Raw genomic sequence first — 22,952 nt, forward strand, 5'->3', positions numbered from 1 at the left:
GCTGCATGCGTCGACCCAGCGGCATAGATGCGCCCTCCCCAACCCGGTGGCCACGCAAGGTGTTAGCGATGGCGGGTCTGTTTGCCCTGACCTGTTTTGGGCTTCAGGCCTGGCGGCTCTTCAGCCTCAGTGCCACCTATGACCAAGCCCTGTTTCTGCAGGAGCTCTGGGCGACCGCGCAGGGGAGGCCCTTTGAAAGCAGCCTCTCATCGGTGTTGTCGGGGGCGGTGGTGGTCGGCGATGGCCTCCCGTCCATCGATTACCTGCACCTGGGGCAGCATGCCAACGTCTTGACCGTGCTCATGGCCCCCCTGGTGGCTGGGTTCGGGATGTGGGCGTTGCCTTTGCTTCAGGTGGGCCTGCTCGCTGGCGCAGGTCTGGTGCTGTGGAGATTGGCCGACTCCCGACTTCCGCGGCCCCTGGCTGAGCGAATCACCCTCGCGTACTTCCTCAGCGGTGCGGTGATAGGCCCGGCTCTCGAGAACTTTCACGATCTGGTCTGGCTGCCCTTGTTGGCGTTTCTGGTGGTGGGAGGTCTCCTCGACGGCTGCCATTGGCGGGTGTGGCTGTTTGGTGCTCTGTTGCTGTTGGTGCGAGAAGACAGTGGGCTGCTGTTGTTTTCCCTCGGGCTCTGGGCCCTGGTGCGTCGTCCCGGCCAACGGCTCACCGGAGCCTTGCTGATGGGCGTCTCCTTCGCCTGGGTCGTGCTGGTCACCGGCTGGATTCAACCGATGGTGGACTCCTCCTTGTCGGATCGCTTCCTGAAGGAGAAGTTCGGCCATTTGGTGGATGACCCGTCGGGGGGAACGGTTGCTGTGCTTTGGGCCATGCTGCGCCAGCCCTTGGCGTTGATCGAGGCGCTGGTGTCGCCGCCGGGGGCAACACTCGGCTTCGTGCTGGCGTTGAGTTTGCCGCTGGTGCTGGTGCCCCTGCTCTCGGTGGATGCCGCTTTGCTGATGCTGGCTCCGCTGTTGATTGCCTTGCTCTCCCAGGGGCGATCCGCCTTGTCCGTCACCCTCCGCTATGTGCTGGCTTTGGTGCCCGGCCTTTATCTCGGTGCTGTGCTCTGGTGGCAACGGCACCCGGAGGGATGGTCGAAGCCATGGCTGCGCCGCTGTTGGACCGCGGCCCTGTCTCTTGGCCTTGTGCTCACGCTGGTAGGGAACCCCCACCGCACCCTCTCGGCCGTCATCCCCGACAGCTTTTCTCCTTGGGCGTACGTGTCTCCTCAGCAAATGCTGAACCGCCGCCAGGCGGCGGTTCAGGCCGTGGCGCTGATTCCAGCGGATGCCAGCGTTGCTGCCGATACGCCTTTGCTGCCGTTGTTGGCCCAACGGGAGGCGGCGATTCGTTTCCCTCGGCATGTTCAGTACCGCGATCGCCAGGGACACGTTCAACCGGTGGATTGGGTGGTGGCCCTGCCCGGCTATCACACGCCATTGGCTCCAGTGTTCAAAGGGTCCCGCAACAAACAGCAGCGCATTCAGCGGGAACTGCGGAAGCTCAAGGCGTCGGGCGACTATCGCTTGGTGCAGTGCCAAGGCGGCGCTGTTGTTTTGCAGCGGCAGGTGCCCGACACAGCTCCAGGCCCGATGGCCAGCTCCGGCAGCTCCAATTCATGTCCCTGGCTTGAGTGAGCAATCGTTCCTGCACCTTGCGGCTTGATCCCCAGCCCGGGTCAGTGGGATTGAGCAGCAGCACGTTCCAGGGGCCAGCCTTGGGCAATGGACTCACTTTTTTCTTGGGGAAGCCGATGCTGGTGCGCTGGCTGAGCTGAGGCACCAGGTAACTGGTGGTGAGCACGGCGTCCTGCGGTTGGATCAGAGCCTGGGCCTCATTGACCCCTTGCAGCTGGGGCACTCGGGTCAGGTAGGGCCCGGAGAAGAACCAGGGCTTGGCCAGCGCCAGCCAGCAGGCCATGGCCCAGCACAGCATCCAGGGAAAGCCCCGCTGGGGTTGGGGTCGCCCCTGCAGGCCATCGATGCAGGCCACCACGGCCACCACCGCCAGGGGCAGGCTGTAGTGATGCACCAGGGTGCGGTAGCTGGCGGATGAAGAGAGCAGATTCACCAGCACCAACGGCAGCCCGATCAACAATGTGGTGAGGGAGTTCCGCCGCCAAAGGGCGATGCTGGGCAGACAAAGCAGCAGCAGATATTCCGCACCGCCGCCCCAATCCAGGCCACTGACAATGGTTAGCGGATCACCGTTCAAGTGGCTGAACATCCGCGCTGCGGCCTTCGGGCCGTCCCCATTTCGAAGCAGTGGATAAAGCCAACGGCTGAGCAAGAGCAGCCAGCTGGCGCTGAGGCCCCCCGCCGCCAGGCTCCACCGCCAACGCCGGCGCCAGGCAAGATCGATGGCCATGCCTGCTGTGATCAGCACCAGGCCATCGCGGCAGCCCAGCATCAGCAGCAGCAAGCCAAACCAGAGCCGTGGTCGGCCTTCTCGCTCGGCCCAGACCGCGAAAGCGAAGGCCGGCATCACCCAGGTTTCGGGGTGGAAATCAAACAGAGCGGCGTTGAACACCACCGGCTGCAGCCACCAGAGGCCGCAGGCCAGCCAGCACTGCCGTGATCCCAATCCCGCCTGCTGCGCCACCCACCAGATCGGCAGCGCGGTGCAGCTCAGGGCCAGGGCCTGACTGGCCAGGAGCCACTGCAGGCTGGGCAGGATCCGATAGGCCCCGCCCGCCAGATAGAGCATCCAGGCTCCGTGGTCGGCCAGCACATGCACCTGCTCCATCGAGGAGATCGGTGCCGCTCCCGATCCGATCAGCCAGGCCCACTGATCGAACAGCCCCAGGTCGTAGGCATTGCTCTGTAGCAGCCCATGGCGTACCGCTGCGACGCCCCAGAACAGCAGGCCCAGCCCTGCGGCCAGCACCAGCAACAGCGGGGGACAGACCTGCGGGCGCGATGGCCGGGAATCAGCGCTGGGGCTGGAGGTCATCGATCGGAATCAGGTAGGTCTGGCTGCTTGGGTCCACCCAGGCACGGGGGCTGGCCTTCACCATCTCCCGCAGGAGTTGTTGCCGTTGTTCCGGCATCGGCCGGTAGGTCTTGTCCCACACGAAGCTGCCGGCCAGATGGCTGGCTCCAGCCCGTTTCCAGCGCTGCAGTCGCTCCGGCGTCAGTTGTTTGCTGGAGATCAGCCAGCCCTGACGGCGGGCCAGGTTGAGCAGGGTGGGATCGGTGCTTGTGACGCTCACAATCTTCGCGTCGCTGGGCAGATCCCTCCGGATGGTGAGGGCCAACGGCAGCCAGGCTTCTCGTTGCCGATGCTCCACCGCCCAGTAATCCACCGACAGCACCGTGAGGCTCACCAGTAGGGCAAGGCCGAGCAACAGCCGAGGCTGCCAGCGGGGCCGCCGCTGACGCCAGCTCTGCCAGCCCAAACCGATCAGTGGGGAGCTGAACAGCAGCAACGGCAGCTGGTAATACTCGTGAATCGTGCTCGAGCGCATGGTGGCGATCGTGCAGAGCAGCACACCCACCAATCCGCTGATGGTGATCTGCCCGCCGCCGCTGCGCCAGCTCGCCCCGAGTCCGATCAGCAGGAACGGGACCCCCACCACAGCCAGGAGCCGCAGGCTTACCCGCAGCAGCAGGTTGATCCAGCCGTTGAGGTCCAGCAGAAGACTGAGGCTGCTGCGATCGGCTCCCGAGCCCCAGAAGCCGAAGCTCAGTCCACTGGCCTGTCCCAGTTGATGGGCATGCCAGTACCAGCCGGCGATCGCCATCAGGCTGCTGCCCACGTAGATCCAGAAGCCCGGACGCCCCAGCAGACGAAACATGCGCCAGGGCAGGGTCTGGAGGGGCGCGGCCTGGTCTTCAGGGTTGGAGGTGAGTTGCACCATCAGTAGGGGCAGCCCCAGCCAGAGCAGCGGAATCACCTTGATCAGGCCAGCGCTGGTGAAGCACAGCCAGCTCAGAGCCAGGGTCCAGGGCAAGCGTCGCTCACGCCAGAGGCTCAGGCTCTCCAGCGCGCCTGCGGCACAGAGCAGCAATAGGGCTTCGCCCTGAAAGGCGCGCCCGAAATACACCCCCAAGGGTGCAATGGCAAAGGCCAGGCCCGCCCACCAACCGGCTTCGGGGTTGAACCAACGCCGCCCCAGGCGCATCACCAGCCAGATGGTCAGTGCGCTGAAGAGCACCGAACAACCGCGGCCCAGCCATTCCTGCACGCCCATCAGGCCGTACAGGCGGCTCACCAGAAACGGGTACAGGGGAAATTCCGACTCCACGAAGCCGGCACTCGCACCGCCCCAGTCGATCTGCGGCAGCCAGATCGGTGTGCCCGCCTGGCTGAAATGCCTTGCCATGGCCGCGGTGTCGGCCTGCCGCCAGCTGTGAACACCGAGCACCGGCATCCAGATCTGCACCATCCGCAGCAGGCTTCCCAGGCCGATGGGCAGCCAGATCGGCTTAGGGGCTGTTCCAGACAAAGCGGGATGAGGCCGCATAGTTCCAGACGTAGACGACAACAATGCCCGCGAGTTGGGCCCAGAGCGCATGGGCCTGGATCAGGGTGTAGAAACTGGTAGCCAGGCCAACGTTGGCAAGGGCCGGTAGCGAGGCCACCAGCAGAAACTTCAGCAGCCCCCGGATCAACTGCCGTCCGCTCTGGCGCCGGTCGCGGAAGGTGAGGGCGTTGTTCACCAGATAGTTCGAGCTTGCGGCTGTGATCACGGCCACCGGAAGCGCCTGCTGAAACGCCAGGTTGAACAGGTCCATCAGCAGTGCGGTGGAAAGCAGTTGAACCACCACGCCCGAGGCGCCCACAAGCCCGAAGCTGATGGCCCGCCGCGGCAGCAACCGCAGGGTTGCGGTGTGAATCAGGGACACCACGAAGTCCCAGAGGACGGCGAGATCGAGCTTGGAGCTGCCATGCAGCCGTGGCTGGAAGCTCAGCGGAATTTCTCCCACCTGCAGGCGGCCGTGGCTGATGGCCAGGAGCTCGTAGAGGAATTTGAAACCGTTCACGTCCACCTGACGCACCAGCGGCAGGCAGCGGTTGAGACGCAGCACGATGAAGCCGCTCATGCAATCGGTCAGGTGCTTGTAGGACCTTGGCAAACTCCAACGGGCCAGACGGTTGGCGAGGGTGGAACCATCAGTGCGTCGATCGCTGAGGCCTCGGATTTCGGAGCGGTCGAGGAAGCGACTCCCCGCCACCAGGTCCAGTCGTTCGCGCTCCAGGAGTTGCACGGCCTCTCCAACGGAGGCAGGCTCGTGCTGGCCATCGCTGTCCATCACCACGGCGGTGGGATACAGGGCTGCAATCAGACCTTCCTTGATGGCGCTGGCCAGTCCAGAGCGTCCCACCCGTTGAATGATCCGGATCCTGGGGTCCTGGCGGGCTAAAGATCGCACCAGATCAGGGGTGCCATCCCGGGAATCGTCATCAACGACCAGGATTTCGAGCGGGTGATTCGTGCCCAGGCGCAGCAGGGATCCGATCACCTGACGGATGGAGCCGCCTTCGTTGAAGGTGGGCAGCACGATGGACAGGCCGCTGTGGCTTGTCGGTCCTTCACGGCCCTCGGTGGACGACACAGTGCGCTCCAGTCGGGCTCAGGCTACCGACAGTCGGCCAGGGTCCATCGCCCAGCTTTGCTTTTGATACTGCAGTTCTCCTGGGGTTTGTCGCTGAGACGCCGCCCTGGGCCCCCTTTGAACCGTGGGATGCGTTGTTTGGCGTACCAGTTCAGGCTGGGACGTTCGTCGTAACCCTTAAGTGTCAACGCAGCTCCCGGGTTGTTTCTGGCCAGGGCTGCTACTGGTTGCACGGGCCAGGTTTCGTTGAGTTCCCACAGCCACAGGGGCGAGTGAAACAACAGGGCCAGTGCTGCCAAATTGCCGCAGCTGAGGCTGATCACCCCGAGGCGTCGCCGCTGCGGTACGGCGGAGCGCAGCCACCATCCACCGCCACACCAGCCGAGGCCCAGCACAACCGCCAGGCCGCGATAGGGCACAAGGCTGCTGCCGATGCTGCTGAAGCTGGCCAGCCCCAGCAGCAGGAGCAGCAGTCCGAGCCCGCACCAGAAAATCGGAAGCCGCAACAGCAGCCAGCGGCAGGGGGGATTGGGGCTCTCCGGTGCACGTTTGGAAGACAAGGGTCGCTCCACCAGCCAAGCGAGCAGCGGAGCGCAAATCAGGGCCAACGGCAGCCAGAGCGGGTGGCTGTACCAGGGGAGTTGGGTGCGCAGCGGAAGAATGGCCCCGGCCAGGGTGAGCAGGCAGGCCAGGGACCAGCGGCCCCAACGGCTCTGACGCCATCGCCAGGCCCAGATCAGGGCGAAGGGGATCAGCGGCAGCCAGGGCCAGCCCCCCTCCAGCACTTCGATCATGGGGACCCGCCAGCCCAGGTCACTGCCTTCGCCGGCATCCAGAAGAACCCGCCCGGCGCCATCTCCACCCCATAGCCAGAGCGCTTCGCTCCCCCGGATGTGGGCATGCCAGAGATGCCAGCCGACTCCCGGTGCCAGGCCCAGCAGCATCCCGCAGCCAGCCGTGGTGCGGTTGTTCCAGGTTCTCCATTCCCGGCCCCAGGCCAGCGCCAGTCCGGCGGCGGCCCCCGCCGGCACCAGCAGAGGGGCCTTGAGCAGCAGCATGGCGCTGGCCATCAGGCCGGCGACGGCTCCCCAGAGGCCGCTGCAGCGGCTGCGGTTCAACTGCAGCAAGGCCAGCCAGAACAGAGCCATGGTCGTCAGCTGGGTGCCATCCAGCATTGCCAGACGCCCGTGCCGGGCCACCGGCAGCAGCGTCAGCAGGATCACACTGGTGGCGATGGCGCTGGAGCGATCCCCTGGCCGCAGCGTCCATTGCAGCCAACCCCCTAAGGGGACGACCAGGCATGACAGCAGCGCCGGTGCAAGGCGGATGCTCCACTCCGCAGGGAGCTGTTCGGGCCGCGTGGTTGCGCCGATCACAAGGGCGATCAGGCTGTGCAAGCCCGGCGCCTTGTTGAGGTACGGCTTGTCCCAGAGGGTGGGCAGCAACGGGGCGTCCCCGAGCCCGTGGCGAAGTTCGAAGGCCACTCTGGCCACGGTGGCTTCATCGAAGTCCCGCAGAGGAAGATCACCGAGCCCGATCAGGGCCAGGCCGGCGGCGGCCAAGCCGAGCCCAATCCATGCGTTCCAGGGGGCTGCGTCAGGAGCGGAGCCGGAGCGCATGCTTCCCCTCATTACATCAAAAACTGAGTATGGTCCGGGTGTTCAGGATGCAGTGGCGTGGAGATGTGAGTGCTTCCTTAGGGGGGTGGTTACAACTCCGAAGGCGTTGCCGGCATTCACAATCCTTCAGGAGGAGGTGTCCATGATTTCCAGTTGTTTGATCCAGGGTCTGCTGATCGCGGAGAACGCCGGCTGAACGGCGCCTTCTGACTGATCATCCGGTTCCGCGGCAAAAGCGGACCCGGCGAGAGCCCCCGTCCGGTTATCCGGTCGGGGGCATCGTTTTGGCTTGTGTGCTTCTCAATAGTCTTGATTGATACATGTCGATGTAGGGACCGGCACACGTCGACTTGGGTCTTGAGTGACCACCCCCCACAATCTGGAAATGGCGTAGTTGCGCCTATTTCCTGTGTGAGGAATCCAATGAAGCTTTTCCAGCAACTGCTGGTGGCTCCTGCCGCCCTTGGCCTTCTGGCCACCGGCGCCAATGCCGCCGAGCTGAACATCAACGGTGTTTCTGAGTACGCATCGGCTGACCAAGTCACCAGCGTCACCCAGTTCTCCGACGTCTACCCCACCGACTGGGCCTATCAGGCTCTGGCCAACCTGGTGGAGCAGTACGGCTGCGTGGCCGGCTACCCCAACGGCACCTTCCGTGGCAACCGGGCGATGACCCGCTACGAAGCGGCTGCCCTGCTGAACGCTTGCCTCGACCGGATCACCGAAGTGACCGACGAGCTGCGTCGCCTGCTCAAGGAATTCGAAACCGAGCTGGCCATCCTCAAGGGTCGCGTTGACGGCCTCGAGGCCCGCGTCGGCGAACTGGAAGCCACCCAGTTCTCCACCACCACCAAGCTCAAGGGTGCAACCCAGTGGGTTCTCGGTGCTGCTGCCTTCGACGGCAAGCGCAGTGGTTTTCTCACGAGAACTTCTGGCGGTACTTCCTTCAGCTACAACCTGAAGCTGGACCTCGACACCTCCTTCACCGGTAAGGATCTGCTGAAGACGCGTCTGCGTTCCGGCAACATGGCCAACGTCTATGGCGGCGACGGCCTCTTTGCTCAGGAGTACGGCTTCGACTCCGACAAGGCTGTAGTCATCAACCGTCTGTACTACAGCTTCCCCATCGGCGACTCGTTCACCGTTGTGGGTGGTCCCGTCGTTCGTATGGACGACATGCTGCCGGTGTGGCCCAGCGCCTATCCGTCTGACATGACGTACGACTTCTTCACCTATGCCGGCGCACCTGGTGTTTACAACCTGGCCCTCGGCGGCGGTGCTGGTATCTACTGGAAGTCTGAAAACGGTTTCAGCATTTCCACCAGCTACCTGTCCACAGATGCTGAGCTGAGTGACCCCAACTTCGGTGGCATCGGCACCGATGGCTCCGGTGACAGCGCAACCACCCAGATCGCCTATGCGGCTGACAACTGGGGAATCGCTGGTGGTTTCACCTATGCCTCCGGTAACGAAGGTGGTGGTTCTCTGTACATCGGCAACGCCAACCTTGGTGCTGCAGACCTGTCCCAGAGCGGTACCACTTACAGCTACGGCCTGAGCGCCTGGTGGATGCCTGAGGAGTCCGGTTGGATGCCTTCCATCTCCGCTGGTTGGGGCCTTTCTGACATTCCTGATCCCGCGATCAAGAACATCAAGAGTGCTACCACCCAGTCCTGGTACGTGGGTCTTGAGTGGGACGACGTCTTCCTCGAAGGCAACTCCCTGGGCATTGCCACAGGTCAGCCCACCTTCATCACCGACATCGACACCAAAGGCAAGACCGGCGGTTTCTACAAGACCGGTGGTGGCTGGGCCTGGGAACTCTTCTACAAGTTCCAGGTCACCGACAACATCACTGTCACCCCTGCTCTGACCTACCTCACCCAGCCTTTTGCCAACAGCACCAGGCTGCGCGGTATCGATGCAGTCAGCGGTCTCGTCAAGACCACTTTCAAGTTCTGATCACTGGCTTGAGGTCCCTTACGGGGCCTCTTTCCTCTCAGATTCTTCAGCTCTCCACTTCGGTGGAGAGCTTTTTTTGTTTCTGCGGTTGGTCTTAACCGATATATAAACGACCCTTGGTGAGCCCTTACCGACACTGCGATGTCACGGCCGTAGCGTTGAGCCGCTGGCATGTCTTGCCGGCATTTTCTCTTGGTGTGAGAACCCCCATGAAGCTTTTCCAGCACCTGCTGGTGGCTCCTGCCGCCCTTGGCTTGATGGCCAGTGGCGCCAATGCCGCCGAGCTGAACATCAACGGCATTTCTGAGTACGCATCGGCTGACCAGGTCACCAGCGTCACCCAGTTCTCCGACGTCTACCCCACCGACTGGGCCTATCAGGCTCTGGCCAACCTGGTGGAGCAGTACGGCTGCGTTGCCGGCTATCCCAACGGCACCTTCCGTGGCAACCGGGCGATGACCCGCTACGAAGCGGCTGCCCTGCTGAACGCCTGCCTCGACCGGATCACTGAAGTGACCGACGAGCTGCGTCGTCTGCTCAAGGAATTCGAAACCGAGCTGGCCATCCTCAAGGGTCGCGTTGACGGCCTCGAGGCCCGCGTCGGTGAACTGGAAGCCACCCAGTTCTCCACCACCACCAAACTCAGCGCCAAAACCGTTTGGGTGACAGGTGGCACCCAGGCGATTGGTGATAACTACAGGACCGGTGGAGCGAAGCGTGCCCGTTCTGCGTATAACGCTGAGTACGGTGCTTTTTCCTTCAGTTACGACCTCCGTTTAGGCCTGAAGACCTCCTTCAGCGGAAAGGATCTGCTTTACACCCGTCTGCGCGCCGGTAACCAAGGCGATACCAGCGTCTGGGATGGCAATGGCGTGAGTCTGAACAAGCTCGATACGGCAGCCCCGGGCGGCAACATCGTCGAGGTTGATCGGCTCTATTACCGTTTCCCACTCGGCGACAGCTTCATCATCCAGGCCGGTCCTTTGACCCGGAACACCGAGATGATGGGCTACAAAGCCACGGCGTATGCCAAGGGCGGCACCAAAGTTCTTGATTTCTTCGGTGGTTCCTTGGGAACACCCGGCGTGTGGAACAAGGAAACCGGCGGCGGTTTCGGTGCGATCTATACCAACAAAAAGCAGGTTGAGAAGGGCAACCCCTACTTCACCGTTGCTGCCAACTACGTGGCTGATTCCGGTGAGGCGAACGACAGCAACCCCAACACGGGTGGCTTCATGACGGATAACTCGGAAGGCAACATCACCACCCAGATTGCCTATGGCAACAAGCAGTGGGGCTTGGCCGCCGGTTACCGCTACGGCCAGTGTGGTGCCAAGTTCCGCACCGGCACGGAGTTCGCCGTTGATGACAAGTTCGGTACGCCGTGCACCGTCGCCAACAACAAGCGCACCGACGCTGACAGCCACAGCTGGTCTGCGCACGCCTTCTGGCGTCCTGAGGAGTCCGGTTGGATGCCGTCGATCAGCGCGGGTGTCGGTGCGTCGTACCTCAACGGCAACAAAGCGTGGGAGAACAACACCACCAAGCGGGCGATGGCCAGCTGGATGGTGGGTCTCACCTGGAACGATGTGTTCCTGGAAGGGAATGCTCTGGGCTACGCGGTGGGTCAACCCCAGTTCGTCTATGAGGTCGACAACAACAAAGGCGACTTCGTTGCTGATGGGGGTTACGCCATGGAGCTCTGGTACAGCTTCCAGGTCACTGACAACATCCAGATCACCCCTGCGGTGTACTGGCTGAGCCGACCCTTTGGTGACAACACCCAGAATGTCAATGGCAACTACAAGTCTCTCGGCGTCTTTGGCGGCCTGGTTCAGACCACCTTCAAGTTCTGATCTCTTGGCCCGACTTCGGTTGGGCCTTCAGAACAACCTTCCTCACCTACACCCACCAAGCCCTCCCGATCTGGAGGGCTTTTTTTCTGGGCGATCTCCGGGCAAGCTTCAGCCATGGGCATCGCTCCGGACATCACAGCTTTGATCGGCGGGACGCCTCTGGTGCGCTTGAACCGTCTGCCCCAGGCCTGCGGTTGTCAGGCCGAGATCCTGGCCAAATTGGAGAGCTTCAATCCATCCGCCTCGGTCAAAGACCGCATTGCCAGCGCCATGGTGCTCGAGGCGGAGCAGGCCGGCACGATCGTTCCCGGCCGGACGGTGCTTGTTGAACCCACCAGCGGCAATACCGGAATCGCCCTGGCCATGGTGGCGGCGGCCCGGGGGTACCGGCTGATTCTCACCATGCCAGACACGATGAGCACCGAGCGTCGGGCCATGCTGCGGGCCTATGGCGCCGAGCTGCAGCTCACCGACGGTGCCCAGGGCATGAAGGGGGCAATTGCCCTCGCCCAGGAGTTGGTCGCGGAGATCTCCAACGCCTATCTGCTTCAGCAGTTCGACAATCCCGCTAATCCAGCCGTGCATGAACGCACCACGGCTGAAGAGATCTGGCGCGACACCGAGGGGCAGATCGACGCTTTTGTGGCCGGGGTGGGCACAGGCGGCACGATCACCGGTTGCGCCCGTCTGCTGAAGGAGCGCCAGCCGCAGCTTCAGGTGATTGCCGTGGAGCCGGAGGCCAGTGCTGTTCTATCCGGCCAGCCCCCAGGGGCCCATCGCATCCAGGGCATCGGGGCGGGCTTTGTGCCTGCGGTGCTGGATCTGGAGCGGATTGATGCGATCCGCACGGTGAGCGATGAGGAGGCGATGCAGGTGGGACGGCGGCTGGCCAGGGAGGAAGGTCTGCTCTGCGGCATCAGCAGTGGTGCTGCCATGGCAGCGGCTCTGCGCGTTGGCCAGAACCCCGCCATGGCAGGCAAACGGCTGGTGGTGATGCTGGCTAGTTATGGCGAGCGATACCTCTCCACCCCAATGTTCAGCGCCGCGTCCCAGCTTCCTGCCCGGAGGGATGGCCAGCTGTGAGCGACCCCTATGCCGTGCTTGGAGTCAGCAGCACCGCCAGTAACGACGAGATCAAGGCGGCCTATCGCCAGCTGGTGAAGCAGCACCATCCTGATGCCGGCGGAGACGATCAGCAGATGCTGGCCCTCAATGCCGCCTGGGAAGTGCTGGGTGATGCCGAACGGCGTCGAGCCTTTGATCGCACGCGCCCCCAGCCGGGCCGTGCCGCATCACCGTCAGATCTCCGCCGCGCCAGCCGCGCCCATGACCGTGCTGTGGCGGCGGATGATGCTCTGGTGGAGTGGCTGCGGCGGGTCTATGCCCCGATCGACCGCATGCTCGGTGAGGTGATCAATCCCTTCCCCAAGCAACTCAAAGCCCTGTCGGCTGATCCCTACGACGACGAGCTGATGGAGGCGTTCTGCAGCTATCTCGAGGCGAGCGGACGCCGAATGGAACGGGTCAAGCAACTGTTCCAGTCGTTGCCCACGCCGGCCTCGGCCCGTGGCTTCGGTCTGAGCCTCTATCACTGCCTTTCTGAGGTGGAGGACGCTCTCGCGGAGCTGGAGCGCTACACCATGGGCTACGTGGACGGCTATCTCCACGATGGTCGTGAGATGCTGCGGGAGGCCAAGCAGCGACGCAAGCGGCTCCAGGATGAACGGCGTCGGTTGGAGATCGTGTGAAGCAGCGCTGGCGTTTCTGGGCTTCGGTGGCCTTGATCTGGGTGCTCTCAACCCTGGTGGACCGGCTCTGGTGGACGCTGCAGACCGGTGTTCCCGCCTGGGATCAGGCCGACTACCTCAACAGCGCCATGGACCACGGCCGCGCCTTGGGGTTGCTGCCCGGCGGTGGTTGGCAGGGTTGGCAGGCGTTGCTGGATCTATCGCCGAAGATTCCTCCCCTCGCTTCGCTGGTGAACGGCAGCGTGATGGCCTTCAGTGGCGATGCCCCGGCACAGGCGGCCTGGAGCCTCAGTCTCTGGCACGGGTTGCTCCTGCTGGTGATGGCAGGCTGGGGACGGCGGTTGCAGGGGGATGGCTTGGCCCTGATCGCTTGCCTGTTGGCGGCATTGACGCCGGCCTTCCTTGATCTGCGCACGGATTACGTGCTGGAGATGGCCCTGGTGGCAAGTTGCAGCCTGGCGATCTGGCGTCTCGGGGTTTGGTGTGATCCTGAGAGTGGAGGGCGCTGGGGGCAGGCCTGGGGTTGCACCCTGGCAGCCATCGCTGCAGTGCTCGTGAAGCAGAGCGCCCTGCTTGTGCTTGTTCCTGCGGGGCTCTGGGCTGCGTGGATGGCGTTGCGGCGGGGCGGTCCTTGGTTGCGGCAGGCCCTGCTGCTGCCTCTGCTTATGGCGGCGTTGATTGGTCCCTGGTTACGTCACAACTGGATCACCAGCCTCGGCGGCACCAACCGGGCTGTGTTCGAGTCGGCGGCCCGGGAAGGGGATCCCGGCGTGTTCAGCCTGGCCAGTTGGTTGTGGTACCCGCGCCTGTTACCCGAGCAGCTCGGCAGCATTCTGTTGCTGGTGGGGTTGTCGGGGCTGCTGCTTTGGTGCTGGCAGCGCCGGCAGCCCTCCACCGACGATGCCTGGTCCTGGCGCTGGCTCCTGATCAATCTGGTGGCGGCGTGGCTGCTGACCACGTTGAGCCCCAACAAAGGCGACCGCTACATCGCCCCTCTGCTCCCCTCCCTGTTGTTGCTGCTGGCCCGGGGTTGGTGGCAGTGGGGGCACTGGTTGCAGGCCAGGCGTTCCGTCTTGGTGTGGCCCCTTTTCGGTGCTGGGCTGCTGGCCTGTGTTCCGGCCGGCTGGGCCCATCAGCGGCATCGCTTTGACGACCGGCCCCGTGGTCCGGTGGAGGCGCTGGTGAAGGCTGCCGGTGGTGGAGATCCCAACACGCCTCCCTCCACCTTGATCGTGGTGCCCAGCACCTCCGATCTCAACCAGCACAACGTCAGCTTCTATGGCCGTCGCCACGGCGGGCAGACCGTTGGCAGGCAGCTGGGGGGCAGCCGCCAGGACCGTGAGCCTGTGCTGGCGCGGGCGCAATGGGTGGTGTTGGCGGAAGGGAACCAGGGATCGGTGCGCAAGGCGGCGTGGCGTCTGGATCAAGCGGTGCGCAGCAGCGGCGTGTTTGAGCTGGTGCATCAATTTGAGCGTCCCAAGGGGGGGAGTTATTCCCTCTGGCGCCGCCGTGCCACGGAACCGATTGCAGGCCCGTCCTTTGCGCAGCGCTTCCCCGACCTTGCCGCTGGCTTGGCGGCGGGGCCGATCGGGCTGGATCCGGTGTTCGCTGCGGTGGGGCAGGAGCACATGCTCGATGGTCATTTCAGCTATCGGGAGCCTGTGCGCTCCAAAGCTCTGGAGGCCTTGGCCCAGGATCCCGATGCTGTACAACCGCGTTGGACCCTTGCGTTGCTGGCGGTGCTGGACAACCGCCCGGTGCAGGCAGCAGAGCAGTTCGAGGCCCTGCAACGGCTGTTGCCCGATAACCCCTGGCCAGCGGCTTACCGCAGTGTGGTCAACCTGGCGGGTTGGAACCCCTGGCAGGCCGCCGCTGCAGCTGATGGGGCCAGCGTTTCGAATCCTGTGTTGGCGGCGCTGGGGGATCTCAGCGGCGTGCTGTCCGGTGCTGTTTGGCGCATCCCCGCCGCCATCACGTCAGTTCCAGCGGCCGTCACGTCCGTGGAGGAGGCCCTGGAGCCCGCCTCCCACCAGGATCAGGAGCAGGCTTCGAGCTGATCCATGCGCAGCCACACATCGGGCACCGGACGGTTCCAACGCACCTGGCCGTAGTCCCCCTTCACCACCAGCAGTTCGCCGGGGCCTTCGAAGATGTAATCGGGAGTCGTGGGGTCGCTGGCCCCAGCTTCAAGGCTGGCGCTGTAGGCGGCCTTGTTCACCTTGACCAAGGCACCTTTGCGCAGCGCAGCAGGCTTGGCCTTGGCGGGGGCAGCGGCGTCGGATTCGGCCATGACAGGGGAAGGTGATGGCACCAGGCTAAAACCAATCACCCATGAACCCCCTTAGCCTCCCAGCCGCACCGCCCCCGCTTTCATGCGTCTGCTGCTGTTTGGTTGCACTGGTTTTGTTGGCCGCGAGCTTCTGCCGCTCCTGCTCCAGGCCGGGCATCAGCTCACGGTGGTCAGCCGCCGCCTGGCCCGCGGCTACGACGCTGAACGGGCGGACGGTCGACTGACCTGGATGCAGTTCGACCCCGCCAGCAGCAGCACCTGGGCCGATGCCGGGCTGCTGGATGCCCTGAACCAGGCCGATGCGGTGGTCAACCTGGCGGGAGAACCGATTGCCGAGAAGCGTTGGACCCCGACCCACCGCCAGCTGCTTGAAACCAGCCGTCTGGAGACGACCTCCAAGTTGGTGACAGCGATCCAGGCCTGTGCGACGCCACCGAAGGTGCTGGTGAATGCCTCGGCCATCGGCATCTACGGCTCCAGCCTTGACAAGCGTTTTTCCGAATCGAGCACCCCAGGCGACGACTTCCTCGCAAGCCTGTGCGAGCGCTGGGAGGCGGCTGCGGCGGCGGTGCCTTCTGCGGTGCGGCAGGTCACCCTGCGCATCGGCATTGTGCTGGCGGCCGACGGTGGCGCCCTCGGGAAAATGCTTCCGGTGTTCCGCACAGGGTTTGGCGGTCCGATCGGCAGCGGCCGGCAGTGGATGAGCTGGATCCACCGCAGTGACCTCTGCGCCCTGATTCTTCAATCCCTCACGGACGAGCGCTGGAGTGGCGTGATCAATGCCGTGGCTCCAGAGCCTGTCTCGATGACGGCCTTCTGCAAACAGCTTGGGCGCAGCCTGGGGCGTCCCAGTTTGTTGCCGGTGCCAGCTCCAGTGCTGCAGGTGCTTCTGGGGGACGGCGCCAAGGTGGTGTTGGAGGGCCAGCAGGTTGCTTCGGAGCGGCTTGACACCCTGAACTTCAGTTTCCGCTACCCCGATCTGGCTTCAGCACTCGCCGCTGCCACCAGCTGAAGATGCCGCTCACCAGGGCGGCCATGATCAGCAGGCTGATGGCTGGGGCGAACAGGGGTTGCCACAGCACTTGAACCTGGTCCATCAGCCAGTCATGGCCCTGGCCCTGTTGCACCACGGCAACGGCGAAGACCCCTGCACCGATAAACACCAGCAGCACATTCACCATCAGCAGCCTGTCGAGCCAGCGCTTCCAGGCCGGTTCCGAAGGGGCACTCATGGCAGCAGGGCATCGATCGCTGCTGCCATTCTCAGGCCTCCACCAGCTTCCCCGAGGCGCCATTTGGCCTCCTCTCGGCATTGCTGTTGCAAGCCAGGATCCCGTCGCGCACGATCCAGCAGAGCCATGGCCAGCTCCGCCGTTTCCTCCAGAGCCTCACGGCTGCCACTCTCTCCGTTGGCGCAGAACACCGTGGGCCCCAGCAGGCGCCGTTGGGCTTCAGCGAATGCCGCTGTGAATTGCGGCCCTTGGCCCGGCACCTGCAGCACTGGTTTGGCCAGGCCCACGGCCTGCTCGATGGCGGTGCCCGCCATGCCGATCACCAGATCGCTGTGCTGCAGCACGGCACGGAAGGCCCCGCGGCGAACGTTGATCGCCCGGGCCCCCTCACGTTCCAGCACGCTGTTTTCCAAGTGCCAACCGCTCCTGTGGCTGAGCCGCTGCAGGCTGTTGTCATCCAGGCTGGACACCAAGGCCAGATCCACGCTGCAGATCGGAGAGGAGGGCATCAGCTCGATCAGCAGCAGCAGTTGCTGCAGGTTCTGCTCCAGTTCCGGTCGGCGGCTGCCAGGAAGCAGCGCGATGCGCTGGGTGCTGCTGGGCACCGGGGCGTCCGCTGTGAGCACCGAATCCATGAATGGATTGCCCAGGAAGGTCACCGACCTTTGCAGTTGCCTGCTGAGATCCTCGGCGGTGCGTTGATCGCGGCTGTACACCGCTTTGAACCGGCGGCTTTTCAGCAGCGTGGCGCAGGGCCAGGGCAGGCGCAGCGTTCCTTCGTAATGGCTGGAGTAGGCCACCAGGTAAGTCGCCACAGGACGGCGGCTGAGCCATGCCGCCATCACGGGAATCACATCTCCCACAACCAGGATCAGATCAAAGCGACGCCGGTGCCGCAGCAGACGCGTCAGGCGTCGGAGCAGATACAGCACTTGCCCCTGAAAGATCTCGGTGAGGCGACCGCGAAGGCTGGTGTAACCAATGCCGCCAGTGCTGAATTCATGGCTGCGTCCCAGCAGTGGCACGCCGGCTTTTTGGTAGGCGCTGCCAAGGCCCACCAGTGGGAGCGCCTGCACCCTGTGGCCTTGCTGCTGAAGCTCCTGGGCCAGCAGGGCGCCGGAGAGGTCTTCGCCATGGCCATTGCTCAGCAGCAGGATGCGTGCCATCGCCGAAGAGCCCCTCACCACATCCAGGTGCTCGGGTCCGGGATGCCGTTGGCGCGCCTGGCCAGTTGCAACCGTCGCGCTTCGCCGGCCAGGCGTTCCTGCCGCAATAGAGCCGAACGATCCGCTGGAGGCCGCACGCGAACCTGGGACGGCAGACGGGTGATGGTCCAGGTGGCTGTCATGCAGGGGCTGTCATGCAGTCAGAGTGAGCTTTTGGATCAGAGCTCTAGCCAGGCTTTCACTTTTTCGAGGGCCTTCCAGCCGGGTTTGCGCTCGAGCCCGTCGGCGATCGAGGCTTTGAGTTCGCTGGACACCTCTGGGGCCAGGGTCATCACCTGCTGCACCACCTGGATGTGGTCGCGCACGCCCTTGGATTGGGTCTCCAGCAAGGCAAGGCTCAGGTTGATTCTGGCCTGGGGGTCCTGGCCGTTGAGTTTCACAGCGAAGCGTGCTGACCGCAGCGCTTCCTCCGGCTGGTCGCAGAGCAGCTGCAGCCAGGCCAGACAGGTCCAGCCCGCCGATTGGCGAGGAGCAGCTTCGACGATGCGGGCGAAATCAGGGAGCACCTCGTTGGCAGCGGCGCCGGCCTGATAGCGCGCCATGGCCTGCTCAAACAGGCTGTCCTGGGAAGTCTCCATCAGCAGGGAGAAGGCAGTGGTCTCCCCTCAGATTCCCATGTGGCTTCGCTCACACGGCGAAGGAGCTGCCGCAGCCGCAGGTCTGGCTGGCGTTGGGGTTGGTGAAGTTGAAGCCGCCACCGATCAGGGCGGTGCTGAAGTCCAGCTGCATTCCGTAGATATAGAGCAGGCTTTTCGGATCGCAGATCACCCGGAAGCTCTGGCCATCAGCCGCCACGTAGTCGTAGGTCTCGTCGTCGTCGAGGGTGTCTGAGGCGGGCACGAAATCCATCGTGTAGCTCATGCCGCTGCAGCCTCCGGAGCGGACCCCGACGCGCAGCACCTGGTTGTCGCCCTGTTCGCCGCACAGCTTCGCCAGCTGCTGCATCGCCGGTTCGGTGATCAGGATGCCCTTGCCGTCTTTGGCGGTATGGGCCGGCGCGGTTTCGGGGGTGGAGGTCATGGTCGACGCAGGCTCGTGTCCTCACTCTATGAACGCTCATACATAGAGTCGCTTCAGTTGACCAGATCTTGTGCAGGTCGCGATCGTTGGTTCCGGCCTCGCCGGTCTTTCCGCTGCAGTGGACCTCGTGGACGCAGGCCATGAGGTGAATCTCTACGAAGCCCGCCCCTTCATGGGCGGCAAGGTGGGCAGCTGGGTGGATGAGGGGGGCAACCACATCGAGATGGGGCTGCACGTTTTCTTCTTCAACTACGCCAACCTCTTCGCGCTGATGCGCAAGGTGGGGGCGTTCGAGAATCTTCTGCCGAAGCAGCACACGCACCTGTTCGTAAACAAGGGCGGCGACTTGCGGGAGCTGGATTTCCGCTTCCCCATCGGTGCGCCGTTCAACGGCCTCAAGGCGTTCTTCACCACCCCGCAGCTCAGCTGGATTGACAAGCTGCGCAATGCCCTGGCCCTGGGCACCAGCCCGATCGTCCGGGGTCTGGTGGATTACGAAGGGGCGATGCGCACCATCCGAGCTCTCGACTCCGTCAGCTTTCAGGATTGGTTTGTGGGCCATGGCGGCAGCCCAGAAAGCATCCGGAGGATGTGGAATCCCATTGCCTACGCCCTGGGCTTCATCGACTGCGAGGCCATCTCCGCCCGCTGCATGCTCACCATCTTCATGATGTTTGCGGCCAAGACGGAAGCCTCCAAACTCAATCTGCTGAAGGGATCACCCCACCGCTGGCTCACGGGCCCGATCCTCGATTACATCCAGAAGCGTGGCGGCAAGTTGCATCTGCGTCACCGGGTGAAGCAGGTGGAGTACAGCGAGGCTGAATCCCCTGAAATCACTGGCCTTCTGCTGGGAACGCCCGAAGGAGACATCCGTGTTGAGGCCGATGCCTACCTGGCAGCCTGTGATGTCCCCGGGATCCAGAAGCTGTTGCCCGAGGCCTGGAACCGATACCCCCAGTTCGAGGCGATTCATCAGCTGGAGGCCGTGCCGGTGGCCACCGTTCAGCTTCGCTACGACGGCTGGGTGACCGAGCTGGGCGATGGTCAGGACGCCCAGCGCCGGGATGTGGCCACACCCACTGGGCTCAACAACCTGCTGTACACGGCTGATGCCGATTTCAGCTGCTTTGCCGATCTGGCTCTGGCCAGTCCGGAGGACTACCGCAAGGAGGGAGAAGGCTCCCTGCTCCAGTGCGTGCTCACCCCAGGTGATCCCTGGATTCCAAAGTCGGTGGATGAGATCGTGGCCCACACCGACCGTCAGGTGCGTGAGCTGTTCCCCTCGTCCCGCAACCTCAAGCTCACGTGGAGCAATGTGGTCAAATTGGCCCAGTCGCTGTATCGGGAAGCTCCGGGCATGGAGCCCTACCGCCCTGCGCAGCGCACGCCGATCCGTAATTTCTTTTTGGCCGGCAGCTACACCCGCCAGGACTACATCGATTCGATGGAGGGAGCCACGATGAGTGGGCATCTGGCGGCGGCAGCCATTCTTGATCAGCCTGTGAAGCTGGCCACCAATGCGGCGGTGGCCTGATGGGACGCTGGCTCGAACACACGGTCACCGCCGAGGTGCGGGCACCGGCCGCCAGGGTCTGGGAGGTCTGGAGTGATCTCGAAGCGATGCCCCGTTGGATGCGCTGGATTGAGTCGGTCAAGCCCCTTGATGATCCCGATCTCACCGACTGGACTCTGGCGGCTCAAGGTTTCCGCTTCAGCTGGAAAGCCAGGATCACCCAGCGGGTCGAAGCCCAGCAGCTGCATTGGGAATCCGTGGGGGGACTCCCCACCAAGGGGGCCGTGCGCTTTTACCCCGAAGCCGACGACCGCACGGTGGTCAAGCTGAGCGTGACCTACGAATTGCCGAGGGTCTTGGCACCGCTCATGGAACCCAGCATCCTGGGGGGAATTGTGACCAAGGAGCTGCAGGCGAATCTTGATCGTTTCCGTGACCTGGTGGAAGCAGGCGTCTAAGCGCTGTTTGGCTCCTGTTGCTGCGCTGGTTTTTTTGGGTGGCTGTGGACAGGACACCCCAACGGCCACCGCACTGCCTCCGGCGCCAGTGCAGCCCGCGTTGCCCGAAACATCCGCTCCCACAGCCCCAGCTATCGGGCTGATTCCTTTGCCTTCGATCGCAGAGGTGCAGCAGGCTGCACCCGGGGGACGGGCTGATCCGTTCAGTCCCCTCTCCATGTCTGATGGGCAGGCCGATTCGACACTGACCCTCACGGGCATTCTCACTGTGGGGAATCAGCAGAGAGCTCTTGTGACCTCCGCCGCTGGTACTGGAGTGATCTGCGTTGGCGCTCAGGGCCGCTGCGGGGCGGACGTTCCAATGGTTCTTCCAACAGGATTGTCGGTTCTCAGCATCGATGTGGAGCGGGGCTGCATCCACCTGGCGCTCAATGGTGAGCCTCAGGCTCCCGTCTGCATGGCCTGAGCACAGGCGTCGGCCAAACCCTCGAGATCGTGGGGATCGGCCTCAGCATCCACCCGGCCGAAGCATTGGCGGCAGCTGCGGCTGGTCTGGGGGCCAATCGAAATCACCTTCACTCCCTCCAACCGTTCAGCCCAGCCTGGGCCGAAGCGTTGTTCCAGCAGCTGCGCGGTGTGCTCCGCTGTCTTGCCGCTGCTGAAGGCGATGGCATCGACCTTGCCTTCCTCAAGAGCGATCGCTGTTGGCTCCGGCATCGCGGCGGGGCAGCCGGACTCATAGGCCGCCACCTCCACCACCCGCACCCCCGCTTCACCAAAGGCGTCCGCCAGCAGGGTGCGACCACCGCTCTGCACCCGTGGCAGGAGCATCTTGAGACCCCATCCCGACACTGGGAAGTGATCGATCAAACTGTCGGCCACGAAGCTCGGCGGCACGAAATCAGCGGCCGCCCCTAGGTCGTCCAGCACTTGCGCTGTTTTGCGGCCCACCGCCGCAATCTTGAGACTGGCGGGGCGCCTGGCCAGGCAACGGCCAAGGCGTTGCAGCCGCTGTTCCACGGCCTGCACGCCATTGGCACTGGAGAACACCAGCCAGTGAAAGCTCTCCAAGTCCTCGAGGGCGTCATCCAGCGGCCCCCAGTGGTCGGGGGGGGTGATCACAAGGGCAGGAAGGTCCAGCACCGTTGCTCCCCGCTGCTCCAGAAGTTGGCGCGCGGCCCCCTGCTGGTCGGCCGCGCGGGTGACGACCACCGTTCGGTTGTGCAAGGGATGGCTCAAGCGACCGCCTCCCCGTCCAGCTTCACGACCCCCTGCACCTGTTCCCGGAGCTGGTCGGCCGCGTCGGATTGGCCCTGTGCCTGAAGCAGGCTGATGGCGCGGATGAAGCTGCTGCGGGCGGCATCAATGTTGCCGCCCAGCAACTGCGCAACGGCATTGTTCTGATGGCACGCAGCGTTGTTGGGATCCAGAGCGAGTGCGCGCCCGTAGGCCTCCAGGGCCGAGGCGAGGTCGCCGCGCCGCCGTTGCATCAGTCCCAGGTTGTACCAGGCGAGGGCCACTTCTGGAGCCCGCTGGGTGGCGGTTTGGGTGAGGCTGATCGCTTCCTCCAGGTTGCCCTGCTCCATCAGTCGCGCCGCCAGGTTGAGGCGGGCTCCAAGACTCACCCGTGTGTCCAGGGGAATCTCCAGGGCTTGCCTGTAGCAGCTCACCGCCTGGTCGGGATCACTGGAGGTCAGGGCCAATCCCAGGTGCAGCAGCAGTTCATAGCGTTCGGCACCGGCTGAACCGCACTGCTTCAGGCCGTTTTGAAGCAAGGGAATGGCGTCTTCGTTTTTGCCCTCACTGATCAACAGTCCCCCGAGCTTGGCGCTGGCGTAAGGATCACCGGGACGCTCCTGCAGATCAGCTTCCATGGCCTGCCGCAGCCGATCGGCCTTGTCGCTGCCCGCCAGCAGTTCCGGTCGGTAGCCGTCATGGAGGATTGCCGGCTCACTGCAGTCGGCGATGCGCCATTGGGGTTCCGCGTCCAGCAGGGCGCGAACGCTGTCGTCGATCATCGAGTGGTAAGGGCGGCTCCACCGGATCGAGGGGTGGCGGCGGAACAGACGACTGACGCTGGAATAGGGCGCCATTGCAGCTCCGACCTCGTAGCGCAGCAGGTTGATCACCAGCACATCGGGCTGGGCCATCAGGGCTTTGAGTGCGGGGATGGCCTCAGGACGAAGCTGCTCGTCCGCGTCCAGCACCAGAACCCAGTCACCGTTGAGAAACCCCAGGGCCTGGTTCCGGGCTGGCGCGAAGTCCCCCGGCCAGCTGATCTGTTCAACCCGGGCTCCAGCCGCCTCGGCAATGCCCACCGTCGCATCGGTGGAGCCGGTGTCCACCACCACCATCTCGTCGGCAAAGCCCTGCACGGAGGACAGACATTCCCCGAGACGCGCTTCTTCATCGCGCACGATCATCGAGAGGCTGAGCATGACCGGCCGGCTGGAAGTTGGCGCGAGAT

General features: G+C 64.0%; 21 protein-coding genes and 1 pseudogene. 10 read left to right on the forward strand and 12 right to left on the reverse strand.

The features are described from left to right. Positions 1-68: 68 nt before the first annotated feature. Positions 69-1,496: pseudogene (locus KR52_RS13550) on the forward strand (DUF2079 domain-containing protein); the annotation flags it as partial. A 7-nt stretch (positions 1,497-1,503) separates the two neighbouring features. Here KR52_RS13550 and KR52_RS04055 read toward each other — a convergent pair. The 4 genes from KR52_RS04055 to KR52_RS04070 are packed head-to-tail and all read right to left on the reverse strand — an operon-like array spanning position 1,504 to position 7,177. Next, on the reverse strand, positions 1,504-2,952 hold the full coding sequence (locus KR52_RS04055) for a DUF2079 domain-containing protein (RefSeq protein ID WP_084221943.1): 1,449 nt from the start codon (positions 2,950-2,952) through the stop codon (positions 1,504-1,506). Beyond that, complete coding sequence (locus tag KR52_RS04060; protein WP_051834268.1) at positions 2,930-4,465, reverse strand: glycosyltransferase family 39 protein; 1,536 nt, start codon at positions 4,463-4,465, stop codon at positions 2,930-2,932. Before KR52_RS04060 ends, KR52_RS04055 begins: the two co-directional genes overlap by 23 nt. After that, positions 4,428-5,558: a glycosyltransferase family 2 protein gene (locus KR52_RS04065; protein WP_038552801.1), complete on the reverse strand. Its 1,131-nt coding sequence runs from the start codon at positions 5,556-5,558 to the stop codon at positions 4,428-4,430. The genes KR52_RS04060 and KR52_RS04065 overlap by 38 nt, the downstream gene beginning before the upstream one ends. A 23-nt stretch (positions 5,559-5,581) precedes the next feature. Beyond that, positions 5,582-7,177 carry a glycosyltransferase family 39 protein gene (locus KR52_RS04070; protein ID WP_038552807.1) on the reverse strand — a complete coding sequence of 532 codons (1,596 nt, stop codon included), beginning with the start codon at positions 7,175-7,177 and terminating at the stop codon, positions 5,582-5,584. A 423-nt stretch (positions 7,178-7,600) separates the two neighbouring features. On the opposite strand from KR52_RS04070, the gene KR52_RS04080 reads away from it, so the two are divergent. From KR52_RS04080 to KR52_RS04100, 5 genes are all read left to right on the forward strand, one after another. Next, positions 7,601-9,139 (forward strand): iron uptake porin, encoded by a 1,539-nt coding sequence (locus tag KR52_RS04080; protein ID WP_038552813.1) that lies wholly within the window; start codon positions 7,601-7,603, stop codon positions 9,137-9,139. A gap of 209 nt (positions 9,140-9,348) precedes the next feature. Beyond that, positions 9,349-10,995 (forward strand): iron uptake porin, encoded by a 1,647-nt coding sequence (locus KR52_RS04085; protein WP_038552815.1) that lies wholly within the window; start codon positions 9,349-9,351, stop codon positions 10,993-10,995. Between the two features lie 114 nt (positions 10,996-11,109). Further along, a complete protein-coding gene (gene cysK, locus KR52_RS04090; RefSeq protein WP_038552818.1) occupies positions 11,110-12,078 on the forward strand; it encodes a cysteine synthase A in 969 nt (322 codons plus the stop codon). After that, positions 12,075-12,743 (forward strand): J domain-containing protein, encoded by a 669-nt coding sequence (locus KR52_RS04095; RefSeq protein ID WP_038552820.1) that lies wholly within the window; start codon positions 12,075-12,077, stop codon positions 12,741-12,743. The genes cysK and KR52_RS04095 overlap by 4 nt, the downstream gene beginning before the upstream one ends. Next, positions 12,740-14,800, forward strand: a complete 2,061-nt coding sequence (locus tag KR52_RS04100) for a phospholipid carrier-dependent glycosyltransferase (RefSeq protein ID WP_038552823.1) — start codon at positions 12,740-12,742, stop codon at positions 14,798-14,800. The genes KR52_RS04095 and KR52_RS04100 overlap by 4 nt, the downstream gene beginning before the upstream one ends. On the opposite strand, the gene KR52_RS04105 is transcribed toward KR52_RS04100, so the two are convergent. After that, complete coding sequence (locus KR52_RS04105; RefSeq protein ID WP_038552827.1) at positions 14,779-15,033, reverse strand: NAD(P)H-quinone oxidoreductase subunit O; 255 nt, start codon at positions 15,031-15,033, stop codon at positions 14,779-14,781. The two genes, KR52_RS04100 and KR52_RS04105, sit on opposite strands and share 22 nt — an antisense overlap. 82 nt (positions 15,034-15,115) lie before the next feature. On the opposite strand from KR52_RS04105, the gene KR52_RS04110 reads away from it, so the two are divergent. Beyond that, the gene (locus tag KR52_RS04110) at positions 15,116-16,045 is read left to right on the forward strand and encodes a TIGR01777 family oxidoreductase (protein WP_038552830.1); all 930 of its coding nucleotides are present in this window, start codon (positions 15,116-15,118) and stop codon (positions 16,043-16,045) included. Here KR52_RS04110 and KR52_RS04115 read toward each other — a convergent pair. Genes KR52_RS04115 through KR52_RS04130 form a run of 5 tightly spaced genes read right to left on the reverse strand, consistent with a single transcriptional unit; the run spans position 15,993 to position 18,511 of the window. After that, on the reverse strand, positions 15,993-16,265 hold the full coding sequence (locus KR52_RS04115; protein ID WP_038552833.1) for a hypothetical protein: 273 nt from the start codon (positions 16,263-16,265) through the stop codon (positions 15,993-15,995). The genes KR52_RS04110 and KR52_RS04115 overlap by 53 nt on opposite strands. Continuing rightward, a complete protein-coding gene (locus KR52_RS04120; protein ID WP_038552836.1) occupies positions 16,262-17,431 on the reverse strand; it encodes a lipid-A-disaccharide synthase-related protein in 1,170 nt (389 codons plus the stop codon). The genes KR52_RS04115 and KR52_RS04120 overlap by 4 nt, the downstream gene beginning before the upstream one ends. Before the next feature lie 14 nt (positions 17,432-17,445). Next, positions 17,446-17,613 (reverse strand): hypothetical protein, encoded by a 168-nt coding sequence (locus KR52_RS14715; RefSeq protein WP_173402190.1) that lies wholly within the window; start codon positions 17,611-17,613, stop codon positions 17,446-17,448. 36 nt (positions 17,614-17,649) lie between these two features. After that, positions 17,650-18,069: a hypothetical protein gene (locus KR52_RS04125; RefSeq protein ID WP_038552839.1), complete on the reverse strand. Its 420-nt coding sequence runs from the start codon at positions 18,067-18,069 to the stop codon at positions 17,650-17,652. A gap of 49 nt (positions 18,070-18,118) precedes the next feature. After that, positions 18,119-18,511 carry an iron-sulfur cluster assembly accessory protein gene (locus KR52_RS04130; protein WP_038552842.1) on the reverse strand — a complete coding sequence of 131 codons (393 nt, stop codon included), beginning with the start codon at positions 18,509-18,511 and terminating at the stop codon, positions 18,119-18,121. 70 nt (positions 18,512-18,581) lie between these two features. Here KR52_RS04130 and zds point away from each other — a divergent pair, with 70 nt between their 5' ends. The 3 genes from zds to KR52_RS04145 are packed head-to-tail and all read left to right on the forward strand — an operon-like array spanning position 18,582 to position 20,951. Beyond that, positions 18,582-20,048, forward strand: coding sequence for a 9,9'-di-cis-zeta-carotene desaturase (gene zds / locus KR52_RS04135; RefSeq protein ID WP_038552845.1), 1,467 nt, complete (start codon positions 18,582-18,584; stop codon positions 20,046-20,048). Next, entirely contained in the window at positions 20,048-20,485 is a 438-nt protein-coding gene (locus KR52_RS04140) for an SRPBCC family protein (RefSeq protein WP_038552847.1), read from the forward strand. The genes zds and KR52_RS04140 overlap by 1 nt, the downstream gene beginning before the upstream one ends. Further along, positions 20,448-20,951, forward strand: coding sequence for a hypothetical protein (locus tag KR52_RS04145; protein WP_156957582.1), 504 nt, complete (start codon positions 20,448-20,450; stop codon positions 20,949-20,951). The genes KR52_RS04140 and KR52_RS04145 overlap by 38 nt, the downstream gene beginning before the upstream one ends. On the opposite strand, the gene KR52_RS04150 is transcribed toward KR52_RS04145, so the two are convergent. Further along, the gene (locus tag KR52_RS04150) at positions 20,927-21,724 is read right to left on the reverse strand and encodes a uroporphyrinogen-III synthase (protein ID WP_038552851.1); all 798 of its coding nucleotides are present in this window, start codon (positions 21,722-21,724) and stop codon (positions 20,927-20,929) included. The two genes, KR52_RS04145 and KR52_RS04150, sit on opposite strands and share 25 nt — an antisense overlap. Beyond that, a complete protein-coding gene (locus KR52_RS04155) occupies positions 21,721-22,923 on the reverse strand; it encodes a glycosyltransferase (protein ID WP_038552853.1) in 1,203 nt (400 codons plus the stop codon). The genes KR52_RS04150 and KR52_RS04155 overlap by 4 nt, the downstream gene beginning before the upstream one ends. Positions 22,924-22,952: the final 29 nt, after the last annotated feature.

The sequence above is a fragment of the Synechococcus sp. KORDI-52 genome, from assembly GCF_000737595.1.
Classification (GTDB): domain Bacteria; phylum Cyanobacteriota; class Cyanobacteriia; order PCC-6307; family Cyanobiaceae; genus Parasynechococcus.

Bases quoted from the DNA above. Each gene is read 5' to 3' on its own strand.
- KR52_RS04055 (WP_084221943.1), bottom strand. From the start codon at position 2,952: ATGACCTCCAGCCCCAGCGCTGATTCCCGGCCATCGCGCCCGCAGGTC.
- KR52_RS04060 (WP_051834268.1), bottom strand. From the start codon at position 4,465: ATGCGGCCTCATCCCGCTTTGTCTGGAACAGCCCCTAAGCCGATCTGG.
- KR52_RS04070 (WP_038552807.1), bottom strand. From the start codon at position 7,177: ATGCGCTCCGGCTCCGCTCCTGACGCAGCCCCCTGGAACGCATGGATT.
- KR52_RS04080 (WP_038552813.1), top strand. From the start codon at position 7,601: ATGAAGCTTTTCCAGCAACTGCTGGTGGCTCCTGCCGCCCTTGGCCTT.
- KR52_RS04085 (WP_038552815.1), top strand. From the start codon at position 9,349: ATGAAGCTTTTCCAGCACCTGCTGGTGGCTCCTGCCGCCCTTGGCTTG.
- cysK (WP_038552818.1), top strand. From the start codon at position 11,110: ATGGGCATCGCTCCGGACATCACAGCTTTGATCGGCGGGACGCCTCTG.
- KR52_RS04105 (WP_038552827.1), bottom strand. From the start codon at position 15,033: ATGGCCGAATCCGACGCCGCTGCCCCCGCCAAGGCCAAGCCTGCTGCG.
- KR52_RS04110 (WP_038552830.1), top strand. From the start codon at position 15,116: ATGCGTCTGCTGCTGTTTGGTTGCACTGGTTTTGTTGGCCGCGAGCTT.
- KR52_RS04115 (WP_038552833.1), bottom strand. From the start codon at position 16,265: ATGAGTGCCCCTTCGGAACCGGCCTGGAAGCGCTGGCTCGACAGGCTG.
- KR52_RS04120 (WP_038552836.1), bottom strand. From the start codon at position 17,431: ATGGCACGCATCCTGCTGCTGAGCAATGGCCATGGCGAAGACCTCTCC.
- KR52_RS14715 (WP_173402190.1), bottom strand. From the start codon at position 17,613: ATGACAGCCACCTGGACCATCACCCGTCTGCCGTCCCAGGTTCGCGTG.
- KR52_RS04125 (WP_038552839.1), bottom strand. From the start codon at position 18,069: ATGGAGACTTCCCAGGACAGCCTGTTTGAGCAGGCCATGGCGCGCTAT.
- KR52_RS04130 (WP_038552842.1), bottom strand. From the start codon at position 18,511: ATGACCTCCACCCCCGAAACCGCGCCGGCCCATACCGCCAAAGACGGC.
- KR52_RS04140 (WP_038552847.1), top strand. From the start codon at position 20,048: ATGGGACGCTGGCTCGAACACACGGTCACCGCCGAGGTGCGGGCACCG.
- KR52_RS04155 (WP_038552853.1), bottom strand. From the start codon at position 22,923: ATGCTCAGCCTCTCGATGATCGTGCGCGATGAAGAAGCGCGTCTCGGG.